Annotated in this window: 15 protein-coding genes; 4 read left to right on the forward strand and 11 right to left on the reverse strand. The window is 45.0% G+C overall.

From position 1 onward, the window contains the following. Positions 1 to 5: 5 nt before the first annotated feature. From VJ374_RS12070 to VJ374_RS12080, 3 genes are all read left to right on the forward strand, one after another. Positions 6 to 638, forward strand: coding sequence for an acetoin utilization AcuB family protein (locus VJ374_RS12070; protein WP_329468865.1), 633 nt, complete (start codon positions 6 to 8; stop codon positions 636 to 638). Then, the gene (locus VJ374_RS12075; RefSeq protein WP_290752068.1) at positions 635 to 1,828 is read left to right on the forward strand and encodes an acetoin utilization protein AcuC; all 1,194 of its coding nucleotides are present in this window, start codon (positions 635 to 637) and stop codon (positions 1,826 to 1,828) included. The genes VJ374_RS12070 and VJ374_RS12075 overlap by 4 nt, the downstream gene beginning before the upstream one ends. Positions 1,829 to 1,930: 102 nt before the next feature. Continuing rightward, positions 1,931 to 2,674, forward strand: a complete 744-nt coding sequence (locus VJ374_RS12080; protein WP_290752071.1) for a FixH family protein — start codon at positions 1,931 to 1,933, stop codon at positions 2,672 to 2,674. Between the two features lie 99 nt (positions 2,675 to 2,773). Here the strand turns inward: VJ374_RS12080 and ccpA are convergent, their stop codons facing one another. The 4 genes from ccpA to VJ374_RS12100 all read right to left on the reverse strand — a co-directional run bounded on the left by ccpA (position 2,774) and on the right by VJ374_RS12100 (position 6,331). Next, a complete protein-coding gene (gene ccpA, locus VJ374_RS12085; RefSeq protein ID WP_035406207.1) occupies positions 2,774 to 3,784 on the reverse strand; it encodes a catabolite control protein A in 1,011 nt (336 codons plus the stop codon). Positions 3,785 to 3,942: 158 nt separating this feature from the next. Next, positions 3,943 to 5,028 carry a bifunctional 3-deoxy-7-phosphoheptulonate synthase/chorismate mutase gene (locus tag VJ374_RS12090; protein WP_035406204.1) on the reverse strand — a complete coding sequence of 362 codons (1,086 nt, stop codon included), beginning with the start codon at positions 5,026 to 5,028 and terminating at the stop codon, positions 3,943 to 3,945. Positions 5,029 to 5,228: 200 nt separating this feature from the next. Next, positions 5,229 to 5,765 (reverse strand): YtxH domain-containing protein, encoded by a 537-nt coding sequence (locus tag VJ374_RS12095; RefSeq protein ID WP_056062709.1) that lies wholly within the window; start codon positions 5,763 to 5,765, stop codon positions 5,229 to 5,231. Continuing rightward, entirely contained in the window at positions 5,762 to 6,331 is a 570-nt protein-coding gene (locus VJ374_RS12100) for a DUF948 domain-containing protein (RefSeq protein WP_035406198.1), read from the reverse strand. The genes VJ374_RS12095 and VJ374_RS12100 overlap by 4 nt, the downstream gene beginning before the upstream one ends. 138 nt (positions 6,332 to 6,469) lie before the next feature. Between VJ374_RS12100 and VJ374_RS12105 the strand changes: the two genes are divergently transcribed. After that, on the forward strand, positions 6,470 to 7,582 hold the full coding sequence (locus VJ374_RS12105) for an aminopeptidase (protein ID WP_329468866.1): 1,113 nt from the start codon (positions 6,470 to 6,472) through the stop codon (positions 7,580 to 7,582). Positions 7,583 to 7,635: 53 nt separating this feature from the next. Here the strand turns inward: VJ374_RS12105 and VJ374_RS12110 are convergent, their stop codons facing one another. The 7 genes from VJ374_RS12110 to VJ374_RS12140 all read right to left on the reverse strand — a co-directional run bounded on the left by VJ374_RS12110 (position 7,636) and on the right by VJ374_RS12140 (position 12,825). Next, positions 7,636 to 8,076 (reverse strand): Dps family protein, encoded by a 441-nt coding sequence (locus VJ374_RS12110; RefSeq protein ID WP_023469073.1) that lies wholly within the window; start codon positions 8,074 to 8,076, stop codon positions 7,636 to 7,638. Positions 8,077 to 8,168: 92 nt separating this feature from the next. After that, positions 8,169 to 8,684: a DUF2179 domain-containing protein gene (locus VJ374_RS12115; RefSeq protein ID WP_035406192.1), complete on the reverse strand. Its 516-nt coding sequence runs from the start codon at positions 8,682 to 8,684 to the stop codon at positions 8,169 to 8,171. A 170-nt stretch (positions 8,685 to 8,854) separates the two neighbouring features. Further along, positions 8,855 to 10,150, reverse strand: coding sequence for a UDP-N-acetylmuramate--L-alanine ligase (murC, locus tag VJ374_RS12120; RefSeq protein WP_035406189.1), 1,296 nt, complete (start codon positions 10,148 to 10,150; stop codon positions 8,855 to 8,857). A gap of 78 nt (positions 10,151 to 10,228) precedes the next feature. After that, positions 10,229 to 10,966, reverse strand: a complete 738-nt coding sequence (locus tag VJ374_RS12125) for a hypothetical protein (RefSeq protein WP_329468867.1) — start codon at positions 10,964 to 10,966, stop codon at positions 10,229 to 10,231. A 37-nt stretch (positions 10,967 to 11,003) separates the two neighbouring features. Next, positions 11,004 to 11,612, reverse strand: coding sequence for a YtpR family tRNA-binding protein (gene ytpR / locus VJ374_RS12130; RefSeq protein WP_035406183.1), 609 nt, complete (start codon positions 11,610 to 11,612; stop codon positions 11,004 to 11,006). Between the two features lie 53 nt (positions 11,613 to 11,665). Further along, positions 11,666 to 12,463, reverse strand: coding sequence for a DUF1444 domain-containing protein (locus tag VJ374_RS12135; RefSeq protein ID WP_056062718.1), 798 nt, complete (start codon positions 12,461 to 12,463; stop codon positions 11,666 to 11,668). Between the two features lie 53 nt (positions 12,464 to 12,516). Continuing rightward, on the reverse strand, positions 12,517 to 12,825 hold the full coding sequence (locus tag VJ374_RS12140; protein WP_035406177.1) for a thioredoxin family protein: 309 nt from the start codon (positions 12,823 to 12,825) through the stop codon (positions 12,517 to 12,519). Positions 12,826 to 12,841: the final 16 nt, after the last annotated feature.

A 12,841-nucleotide genomic window follows, 5' to 3' on the forward strand; every position in this document is an offset into this window, starting at 1 on the left:
TCGTCATGTTAATCGAACAAATTATGAATACGACGTGCATCACGATGCAACCGACGAATTCCATCGTGCATGCGGTTGAACTCATGCAACGTCATCAGATTCGTCATATTCTCGTCGTTAATGCCCGTCATGAACTCGTTGGTCTTGTCGGACTAAAGGAAATTCAAAGCGCGAGTAGCATCTTTCATCCGGACACAGCAAAACAAGACCTACAGTATCCCGTTTCAAGCATTATGATCGAAAGCCCTGTCACGGCCCATCCGCTTGATTTTCTAGAAGATGCGGCTGTGCTGTTTTATGAATATCGCTTATCCTGCCTGCCAATCGTCCGCGGTCGACGTCTTGTCGGTATCGTCACGGAAACGGATCTGTTACGGACATTCGTTCAGTTGACGGGTGCACTCGAACCAAGTTCCCAAATCGAGATCCGTGTCGAGAATACAGCAGGTACATTAGCGAAGATTTCCGCACTGCTTGCTAAAACGAATATTAATATTTTAAATGTACTCGTGTATCCAACAGACGATCCGTATGTCCGGATTGTTGCGTTTCGTGTTCAGACGATGAATCCAATTCGGATCATCGAGAAGTTACGCAAAGAAGGATTCGATGTACTTGGACCGGATGTGAGCAGATGAAGGATTTTGCTTATCTGTATAGTCCTGAAGAAGCAACCTATCGATTTTCCGAGACCCACCCATTTAACCCAATCCGTCTCGAATTAACCGTTTCCTTGCTTGAATCGATGCATCAATTAGATGACATCCCTTGTATCGCCCCACGTCATGCGACCGATGAAGAATTGGCACTCGTTCATGATCAGGATTATATTGCTGCTGTCAAAGCAGCCGGAACCGGAGTATTATCACCACTCAAGGCACAGATGTACGGTCTTGGTACGGAAGATACTCCCTTGTTTCAAGACATGCATTCGGGTGCTTCCCTCCTTGTCGGCGGAACGATTGAAGCATGTGACCTCGTCTTATCTGGTAAGTATAAACGCACCTTTCATATCGGCGGTGGATTACATCACGGGTTCCGCGGACGTGCTTCAGGGTTTTGTGTCTATAACGATACGGCTGTCGCCATGGCGGCGATGATTGAAAAATATCACTGTAAAATCCTTTATGTCGATACGGATGCTCACCACGGGGATGGTGTGCAATGGGCCTTTTATAATCGAAATGATGTCATGACACTATCTCTCCATGAAACGGGTCGCTACTTATTTCCAGGAACGGGGATGGTAACGGAGAGAGGATCTGAAGAAGGATACGGTTTTAGCTGGAATGTACCACTGGATGCTTTTACGGAAGACGATTCGTTTTTACTTGCTTATGAGACGGCACTCTTTGAAGCATGCGAGTTGTTTCAACCGGATCTCATCATCACACAAAATGGCGCTGATGCGCACGTGCTTGACCCATTGACGCATCTATCCTTAACGATGAAAAGTTATGAAAAGATTCCTCAAATCGCTGTGGCTGCGGCAGAAAAGTATACAGATGGAAAAATCGTTGCTTTAGGCGGCGGTGGTTATGATTGGTATCGTGTCGTTCCTCGCGCGTGGAGTCAGGTTTTTGCTGCCATGACAGGACAAGATCCTTTTCACGGGGAAATTCCAATTGCATGGCAAGAACGATGGGGCGGACAGGAAATAGCGCCACCCACGCACTGGCATGATCCGTCACCACTTTATCCCGCAATTCCAAGACGTCCTGAAATTGAAGAAAAAAATTGGGAGACCGTCAAACGATTGATTTGGCCATTCGTAAACGATGAACGTAAAAAACAACTGACAGCGATTTCCCCCTATTCCGCTGATTAATTGACTTTTTATCTTCACATTTATTTCGTTCGGAGTTCACATCTTGTTGCTATACTAAATATGGAATTTTTACTTAGTAAACGAATAGTTGGGGGAATCATCATGAAAAAGGCATGGCTTTACTCCGGTCTCATTCTGTCGACCGGGATCGTACTTGCAGGATGTGGGAATGAAAAGCAGGCAATGGATCACGATAACATGCAAGGGGCCGGAAAACCGACCGTCGACGTCACTGTCGATATCCCAGCAAAGACAATGGATGAAGATGCCGTCGTCTTTAAAGCATCCGCGGTCGAAAAGAAAAAGCCCGTCAACCTTGAGGACGTGACGTTTGAAGTTTGGAAAGCTGGAAAACAAGATGGGGCACATCAAAAATTCAAAGCAACCTTGAAAAAGACAGGTTTCTATCAAGCAGAAGCCAAACTTGCTGAAGGTGAATACGAAGGTCTCTATCATATTAATGATAAAAAAGGACTCCATCACATGGATAAGATCTCTTTTGTCGTCATGGATCATTCACATGAAAAAGAGAAAGCATCGCATGAACACGAAGCCGTCGATGGTCTGTCCGTCCATTATATGGGTGCGACGAAAGTAAAGGCTGGTGCTGACCTCCCTGTCTCCTTTCACGTTTTTCTCGATGGAAAACCATTAAAGGCGAACGTTCAAGTCGAAGTCATTGAAACCGGTATTGAAAAACATAATTATGTTCCATTAACTAAAAAAGGTGATGCATACAGCGGAAAAGTCACATTGAACGCCCCCGGTCAGACGACGGTGCGTCTGCACGTCGAAAATGATCAACTCCATCATCACCAAGATGAACTCATCACCGTCACAAAATGATCAACTCCACCATCACCAAGATGAACTCATCACCGTCACAAAATGAAAAAGCGTCTCTTTTTTCAAGCAGCTTGCTTGAGAGAAGAGACGCTTTTTCGATTAAGGGCGTGTCGAATCCCGTTGTTCGATTCGGTGTGGTAACGTGACATCGTTCGTTTCGATTTCTTCTTTGTTCAAAATCTTCGTCAAAAGACGCATCGAGACTGCTCCAATATCATACATCGGCTGAACGACAGTCGTCAGTTTCGGACGAATCATCGTCGCAAGACGTGTATTATCGTGTCCGATGACTTCAAAGTCTTCTGGAACACGGTGTCCGGCATCTTGTAAGGCATGGATGACACCAAGAGCCATCTCATCTGTTCCAGCAAAAATCGCACGTGGGCAATCTTCTCCAAGTTCAAGCAACTGGTTCATCGCCTTCATTCCTGAATCATACGTATAGTTTCCAAGGACGACGTTTTGTTCGCTGAATGGAAGATTTGCCTCTTCGAGCGCTCGACGATAACCAGCAAATTTCTTTTCGCCATTGATTTGCTGTTCAAGTGGACCAGTGATGAACCCGATCCGTTCATGTCCACGGTCAATCAATGATTTGACGGCGTCATGTGCAGCACTTTCGTAATCGATGTTGACGGCAGGAAGGTCATAATCTTGATTTAGTGTCGCAGCGAGAACGATGGGCACAGGTGATGTCTTGAATTCACGAACGAGATCCTCATGTAGACGCCCACCCATGAAGATGATCCCATCAACCTGTTTTCCAAGTAATGTATTGAGCAAATGGATTTCTTTTTCCCGATTTTGGTCGGAGTTACAAAGAATGATGTTATATTTATACATCGTCGCAACATCTTCGATTCCCCGTGCTAAATCCGCAAAAAAGATGTTCGAGATATCGGGTACGATGACACCGACAGTCGTCGTTTTTTTACTTGCAAGTCCACGAGCAACAGCGTTTGGGCGGTAACCCAGTTGTTCGATTGCATCTTGGACCTTCTTTCGTGTGGATGGTTTAACGTTCGGATTCCCGTTGACGACACGCGATACGGTCGCCATCGAGACAGCCGCCTCTCGTGCGACGTCATAAATCGTAATATTACTATTCAAAACAAATTCCTCCTTTAGTATGATCCATCTCAAGTGTTTTCATTTCGTTTTCATTTTTAGGCAACACGAAAGGAAGACAGGAAAAGATAGTTTTCTTTTCCCATTCTTCCTTCATTGTAAAACGTTTTCATTCGCTTTAGGTCACCCTTTTTCGAAAATCATTGAACGTTTAGTGCCGGAAAGGTAGTCGTCAAGTTTTCGACGAACGTATCGAATTCTTGGAAATCAAGTTGTTGGTTCGCATCAGATAGTGCGAGTGCCGGAAACGGATGGACTTCAACCATGACAGCATCAGCACCGATCGCGTAAGCCGCTTTCGCCGTTGGCAACAGAAGATCCTTCCGTCCTGTCGAATGCGTCACATCGACCATGACAGGAAGATGTGTCTCTTGCTTCAGAATTGGAACTGCTGAGATATCAAGCGTGTTCCGTGTTGCACGTTCATATGTCCGAATGCCGCGCTCACACAAAATGACTTGATCGTTACCACTTGCCATGATGTACTCAGCCGCGTACATGAACTCCTCGAGTGTTGCAGCAAGTCCTCGTTTTAAAAGAACCGGCTTATTTGTACGACCGACTTCTTTTAGTAAATCGAAGTTTTGCATGTTGCGTGCGCCAACCTGGATAATGTCGACATATGGTAAAGCAGATTCAACCGCACTCGGCGTCATGATTTCAGTGATGACATGCAAACCGTGCGCGTCCGCTGCTTTTTTCAACATTTTTAGACCCTCGAGTCCAAGACCTTGGAAGTCGTAAGGTGATGTGCGTGGTTTGTACGCTCCACCTCGCATGAACTTCACGCCGTGTTTCGCGAGTTGTTCCGCGACTTCGAATACTTGTTCCTCGCTCTCGACCGCACATGGTCCAGCAATCAATTGTTGAGAACCATCTCCGATGACAGCATCTCCGATTCGGATGATCGTGTTCGTCGGTTTTTGTTTCCGTGATACGAGTAATTTCCGAGTCCGATCTTCTCCTTGTAATTCAAGAGAAGCTTTGAAAATTTCTTTAAATACATGCTGAAGGCGTCCTGTTTCAAAAGGTCCATGGTTATTAGCAGCAATTGATTCGAGCATTTGACGTTCCCGAACAGGGTCGTAACGGTCAAGCCCTTGTGCTCGTTTGACTTTTCCGATTTCGACAGCAATTTGACCACGTCGGTTCATCAATTCCAATAATTCTGCATTCACTAAATCGAGTTCATCCCGTAATCTTTTTAATTCTGCGTGTTGATCCATGTCCTACCACTCCCTAATCAGCATATAGCTCGTAATAGCAACTAATTATAACGAACTCTTTCCATGTTGTACATAAAGAAGCTGCATGATTTCTTAAAATATGAAAATAAATTACGTTTTTTCATATAATTTTTTCTGCGTTTTCTCTATAAAGAAACATAGAAAAAGAGCCCTCATGATGAGAGCTCCATATTCACTTCTTATTTCTTATGATTCACATCAGATTGTGGGTCATTGTCTTCCTCTTGCTCTTCCGCCAACTGTTCCCGTAGCTCTGAAAGATCAACGACCGTTTCCGTATCGATTTCTTCTGCCACGGATGCGCCATCGACTTCGTCCCCAATTTCACGCTCGATGTCACGTACAAGCTGTTCTGCTTCTGCGAGAGCTGCATCGATACTTGCCTGATCCTTCTCAAAACCAGCGTATTGTGCCGCTTCTTGAACTGTCGAATTATTCTTTGCTTTTTCAATGACAGGTGCTGCTTTGTCTTTTGCCAGTTGAATCCATTCTCCCACGAGTGGTTCTGCTTTTTCGCGAACAACTTGCGTCTGTTCTGTCAAACGTTGACGTGCAGGAGCCGTACGCTCGTCGATTAAGTCGCGCATCTCACGACCTGATTTCGGACTAGAAAGGAGAGCTGCCGCGGCACCAATCAATCCACCAACGATGATTCCCGCGAGGAAACCTCCTCCTTTAGAAGAATCTTGTGTTTGATATGGGTGTTGTTTCGTCATGATTTACGATCTCCTTTCAACTCATCTGGAATGCTTTCGACGTCCGGGACGGATACGACTTCCGGTGTAACCGGTGTCTCTGCTTTTTTCCGGAATCGACGACGTGGTTTTTTCTCGACTGTCGTCGTTGCTGTCGTATGATTTGAAACTGTTGTTTCTGCCGGTTTATTTTTTTTGAATAATTCTACAGCGACTGAGCCCCAACGGACTGCTTGTGCAATCTGGTCTTTATTCGTATCTGCCGCACCAGCGACAGTATCGGATACCGTCCGGACAGAATCTGTTACTTTATTCAAGGACGTACCAAGCTCTTCGATCGAGTTTGCAACAGGTGCAAGCAACTCGGTTTTTTCTTCAATCGTATCGACAAGACGATTCGTCTTATGTAACAACGCTGTCGTCTCCATCATGATACCGTCCAATTGACGTTCAAGTCCTGCTGTCGTGTTGGCTACATTGTTCAGCGTCTTACTTGCAGCACTTAGTACACGGGCAAGGAAAATGACGAGTACTACGAATGCGATCGCAGCGACTAATCCGGCGATTCCGCCTAATGTGATTTCCATGGTTCTTGCCTCCAATTTTTTGCGTAGTCTTTTGTTGTTAGTTCGACATGTAGCAAGTCGTTCCTGCTACTCCAAATGGTTTATTTCCGTTACAATGATAATTGAAACCTACATCATCCATTTCGAGGGGGAAATTTCATGCGTGACCCACGTCTTACTCAACTGGCAACGAATCTGATCAACTATTCGGTTGCCCTTGAACCTGGTGAAAAAGTATTGATTGAAAATTTCGGTATCGAACGTGAACTAGTCGAAGCACTCATAGAAGCTGCCTACGCGGCTGGCGGTCATCCGTTCGTCTTACTTAAGGATAATCGTATCCTACGAAAATTATACCGAAATGCTTCAGAAGAGCAACTCCAATTGATGGCAGACATCGAACGTAAGCAGATGCAGGCGATGGATGCATACATCGGATTACGAGCTGGTGATAACATCAATGAACTATCGGATGTACCAGCTGAACAAATGAAACTGTACGGTCAAACGATTGGTAAGATGCATACACAGGATCGCGTCAAAGGAACGAAATGGGTCGTCCTTCGCTTCCCGACAGCATCGATGGCTCAACTTGCCAATCAATCGACAGAAGCATTCGAAGACTTTTACTTCGATGTCTGTACGCTTGATTACGAAAAAATGGGACAAGCGATGGAACCGCTCGTCGATTTGATGAACCGGACGGATCGTGTTCGTCTCGTCGGACCAGGAACGGACCTTTCGTTCTCGATCAAAGACATCCCAGCAATCAAATGTGCCGGAAATGCCAATATTCCGGACGGTGAAGTCTTTACGGCACCCGTTAAAGATTCCGTCAACGGTGTCATCTCATATAACACACCATCTCCGTATCAAGGATTCACGTTTGAAAACGTCAAACTGACGTTCAAAGACGGTAAAATTGTCGAAGCGACGGCGAACGATACGGATCGTATCAACCAAGTCTTCGATACAGATGCGGGTTCTCGTTTCGTCGGTGAATTTGCGATTGGCGTCAATCCCTTTATCCAGCATCCAATGAAGGATATTCTGTTCGATGAGAAAATCGATGGCAGCTTCCACTTCACGCCGGGTCAAGCTTACGAAGAAGCCTACAACGGTAATGATTCATCCGTTCACTGGGATCTCGTCAATATCCAACGCCCTGATTACGGTGGTGGGGAGATCTGGTTTGACGACGTATTGATCCGTAAAGACGGTCGTTTCGTCCTTCCTGAACTCGAAGTCCTCAATCCTGAAAACCTGAAATAAGAAAAAGCGGATGGCTCGTCCTTCATAGGACAGGGGCATCCGTTTTCTATATCTTATTTTTTCAATGTCGCACGAAGCATCCAAATTTGTTTTTCGATTTCCTTCGCTTGACCAAGCAGATCATCTTCCACTGTTACGTCTTGTGCCTCAAGATGTTCAATCGCATCAAGCATCTCTTTTCGGACTTGTTGGAAGTCTTTAATGACCGAATCGATCATCTCATCTGCTGACAAACCTGATTTTGCTTCTTCGAGTGTCGTTTGTTCTAAATATTCTTTTAGCGTCGCTGAAGGTGTCCCGTTATTCATCAAGAGACGTTCCGCAACGACATCATACTGCTCAGACACCCATGTATAGAGTTCTTCAAGCTTCTCGTGAAGCGTCAAGAAGTCTGGACCTTTAATATACCAATGGTAGTTATGGAGCTTAACGAATAGGACCCCATAGTTTGCGACCTGTTGATTCAAAGCTGATTTTGCATGATTACTGATCATCTGATATTCCCCTTTCCTGATTTCAAATGACGTTCTAATTCATCTTTATCCTTAAATAACAAAGGATAAACATCATTTTCAGGAAGATTGGATTATCGCGGACGTTTTAATCCCTTTAGCATATATCCGCCTTTGAAGTCGACGGAATCGAAGGCAACGAGAAATGCTTTCGGTTCATACTCCTCGACGAGGTTACGGAGCACTTTCATACGTGTTCGTGCCGCAAGGACATCTAATCGGTAACGAACACCGTCTCGACCTTGTCCTTGATAATGCGTCACACCGAAACCATTATCACGGATGACTTGAATGAGTTCTGCCGGAAATTCTTGTGTGTGTACTTGGATCATATTGTAACCGATGGCTAGTTTTCGTTCGACATATCCACCAATGAGTATACCAAGTCCGAATCCGAGTGCATAAACGACCATACCAAGTGTCGTTAAGTCTTGGAACACGATTCCTAGTGCAAAAATGTAAATCAATGTTTCGACCGTCCCAAAGAGTCCGGCAATGACGGTCCGTCCTTTGACAAGCATGATCGTCCGCAATGTCAAAACAGGAACGTAAATCAACTGGAGCAATAAGATGAGTAAAATCTGTCCCATGGTGTCTTTCCTCTCTATAATAACTTCAACACATACACACTATTTCAAACTTTATTTCAAGATGCAATCCTATTTTAGATTTTCCCTATCAGTTTTTTGATTTTACTATCACAATTCAAATTTACGACAAAAAAATGCCACTCTAATCGAGTGACACTTTTGGTTCTCACTTATTTTACACTTTGATATTGATGCTGATACGTTTGAATGTCGCCCGCTCCCATGAATAGAAGCACAGCATTTTCATGCTGACGTAGGACAGAAACGTTGTCGCGCGTCAGAATAGAAGCTTGCGGAATTTTCTCCTGCAAATCTTCGACTCGAACTTGCCCTTCCTGCTCACGTGCTGAACCAAAGATTTCACATAGATATGTCGCATCTGCTTCACGTAAAGATGTCGCAAAATCATCCATGAATGATTTCAAGCGTGTGTACGTATGCGGTTGGAAAATCGCGATGACTTCACGATCCGGATATTTCTTCCGTGCCGACTCGATCGTTGCGCTGATCTCTTTTGGATGGTGTGCGTAGTCGTCTACTAAGATTTGTGTGCCAAATTCTGACTCACTGAAGCGGCGTTTCACTCCACCGAATGTTGCTAAACGTTCAGCAACGTCTTCTTTACTCAATCCTTCGTACTGACAGATCGCAATGACCGATAATGCATTCAAGACATGATGACGACCGAATCCTGGAATCAGGAACGTGCCATAGAAATCATCACGTAAATAGACATCAAACGATGTGCCGTCTGGCGTTGATGTCGCATTTTCAGCTCGGAAATCATTGTTTTCTCCGAATCCATAATAAAGAACAGGTACATTCGCTTGAATGTTTTGAAGATGTTCGTCATCTCCACAAGCAACGATTGCTTGCTTGACCTGCATCGCCATCTCTTGAAAAGCCGAAACGACATCATCGATTCCCGTGAAATAATCCGAATGATCGAAGTCGATGTTCGTCATGATAGCGTAATCCGGCTTGTAATATAAGAAGTGACGTTTGTATTCACATGCCTCGAAGACGAATGCCTTCGCATCTTCTACTCCTGCCCCTGTTCCGTCTCCGATCAAGAAGGCCGTCGGTGTAATACCGCTCAAGACGTGTGAAAGCAAACCTGTCGTCGACGTTTTTCCGTGTGAGCCTGTAATGGCGACCGAACGATATTCATTTGCTAAGTGTCCTAAGAAATCGTAATAATGATGGATCGTTAAACCAAGTTCATTTGCCCGTGCGATTTCTGGATGATCATCTCCAAAGGCATTCCCCTGGATGATGACATAATCTTCTTTGATGTTATCCGCATTGAACGGGAAAAATGGAATTCCCTTAGCCCGTAACGCGTCTTCAGTAAAAATGTGCTTTTCGATGTCTGAACCTTGTACCTCATGATTCATCTCATGTAGTACTTGGGCGAGCGCACTCATCCCTGTTCCTTTGATTCCAACAAAATGATACTTTGTCATATAAAAGCCCTCCAATTCACGTTCCGGTCCGTACCATCGGGCTCGGGTACAAAACCTGTACCATTATAGCAAACCGATTTAATTTTTACCATGTAAATTATTTTGCTCTCGACGCGCACGATACATCGCCATCAAGTCTTTTGTCGTCATAACGACATTGACAGGCGGTCCAACCGGCTTTTTCACTTCCGACTGAACGGGTGCTACTGCTTCCGCTTCAGCAACAGATGGATCCAAAATCGAAGTGACTTCTTCCGATTGTTGCTTCTCTGCTTCTTGATCATCAAGAAGTGCCTCGCTCGATGTATCCATCGGAACAGTTTGCTCTTCTACGGTTTCACGTGTAGAAGGCGCTTCACTTACCCGCTCTTTTACAACCGTTTCTTCTGTTTCAGGTACGGTCGGCAATTCGACTTCGCTTACGTGATCTTGATTGGCTTCAGGTTCCGGTACAAGTAATTCAACGTCCGTCACCGGTACAAAGCCAGCATCTGCTTCTGCATTGTCTAAGACAACTTCTTCCGGCGCAACAGCCTCCTGCTCCGTCAAAGTAACCTCATCAGTAATTCCCTGTTCATCTGCATCTGAAACCTGTTCAACGGTTTTTGTTTCTTCCGCAGCTTCTACCGTTTCAGATACAGATTGTTTCGGACGTTGGAATCCATAAATCGGTGAAGGAACATCTGTTAAAACGAAGCGGTCTTCGCGCTCCTCTTTTTTCGGACGCTCTACCGGCTTTGTCTCACGTTCCCCCGCAAGCTCTCGACGAATTCGGGCAGCCTGCTCCTTTAGTGACTGTTCATAACGATTACTCATACGTTCACCCCTCCATCTTGTTAAAAAATCGGTCGAATCATCGACCGATTGAGAATGCTTCCCCTACTGCTGATGTATCATCAAGTACAAGAATCCCTTTTTCTTGTGGCGCATTGGCAAGTCCGAGCTCACGCGCTGAACAGAGCATACCACTTGACGGTACGCCACGTAATGCTGAAGGACGAATGATTAACCCAGACGGCATGACCGCACCCGGTTTAGCGACGACGACCTTTTGACCCGCTGCTACATTCGGCGCTCCACAAACGATTTGTAAAGTTCCGTTATCCACCTCTACCTGACAGACCGATAATTTGTCAGCATCCGGATGCTTCTCACAAGAAGCAACAAACCCGACAACGAATTTCGGAGAATAGTCAACTTGTTCGAGTGACAATTCGATATCTCGGTTTGCAAGTTCCTTTTGGATGCGTGCTGCCAATTCTTCCGTCAATTCAACCGGTCCTTGTGACTCGATCGTAAATGTATTCGACGCCTCAAACAAGTTGTAACCAACAATACGATCACCATGCTTGATTGTTGCTACGTCTCCTTCACGAGTCGCCGTCACTTCCGCACGTGGTGCGTCTTCTAAAATGATCATTAAGACGTCACCGACGCCCTCTTTATTATAAAACACATTCATTCAATCCATGACTCCCTTCCGTCTTTCTCACAATGCCTATTGTATCAGATTCTTTACTCTTTCGGCTGCTTGTTTTTCGCAAGGACGAAGACCGGTTCAAGATTGCCATCTTCATATAAGAATGGCAATGCCGTAACAGGTACACGACCGTTCGAGAAGAAATCAAACATGAGTTGTTGTAAGACATCATATCCAGCGTCATTGCGGATATCGGCAAAAATCAAGACATCCTGGTGTGGAATACCAACAGCGAATTCCCCTTCGATTCGCGCCGCGTAATCAGCTAACAATGTCTTGTTCAAGACACGACTCGCCTCATATCCGTCTCCAAGACTCAAGAAATAAAAGATGTTCCCCGCTACTTCATCTTGTTTAAATGGCGCATCGAGCGATTTCAGGTTAAAACGTGCAGCTTCCGACAGCTGTTCAGCCGTCCATTCTGCAGATGCCAATAACTCCTCGTCAATCAAACGATATGTCGCCCCTAAATCAAGTGCGTACATGATTTTCGTCTCACCAGTATGTGGTGTGCTGACAAGCGTTTTTCCTTCTTTTGTCGTATCAGCAAACGATTTAGCCCGAATGACAGGGAATATTTTCTGTTCTTGTCCAACGAGTGAAATTTGATCCGTTTGTCCGAGTACAGCACGGATGTATTCGATCGTCTCTTCGACTGCGATGACACCTCTTCGTTTTGCTTTTGCGACGAGCGGGTTCAATCCGACATCAACGCCTGATTTATCATGCTTCCGCTCAATTCGTAACACGGACTTTTCACGATCGAAATACGTTGTATAACCTTCTTCTTCGAATGTTTGTGTCATCATTCTTCGGATTTGTTGTAGTTCCACTTGATTTCATCCTTTCTATCATGAAAAAAAGCGAGTCAGCGCTCGCTTTTTTCTTAAACCGTTTCTAAAAATGCTGTCACTTGTTCTGGTGTCTTCCGCTCTTTGCCGACATAACGCCCTGTTTCTTCACCATCTCGGAACGCGACAAAGCTTGGAATTCCGAAGATGTCCATTTCCTGGGCAATTTCAATGTGATCGTCGCGATCGACATAGTAAAATTCGAACGCGTCAAACGTCTGCTCGATTTCCGGCATGAACGGATCTAAAAAGCGACAATCCGGGCACCAGTTTGCTGAGAATAAAAAGACGGCCTTGCCTTGTTTTGCTGTATCGAATTCTTGTTTGGATTGTAATGTTTTCATGATGGTTTCCTCCTTT

Source organism: Exiguobacterium sp. 9-2 (assembly GCF_036287235.1).
In the GTDB taxonomy this organism is placed as follows: Bacteria; Bacillota; Bacilli; order Exiguobacteriales; family Exiguobacteriaceae; genus Exiguobacterium_A.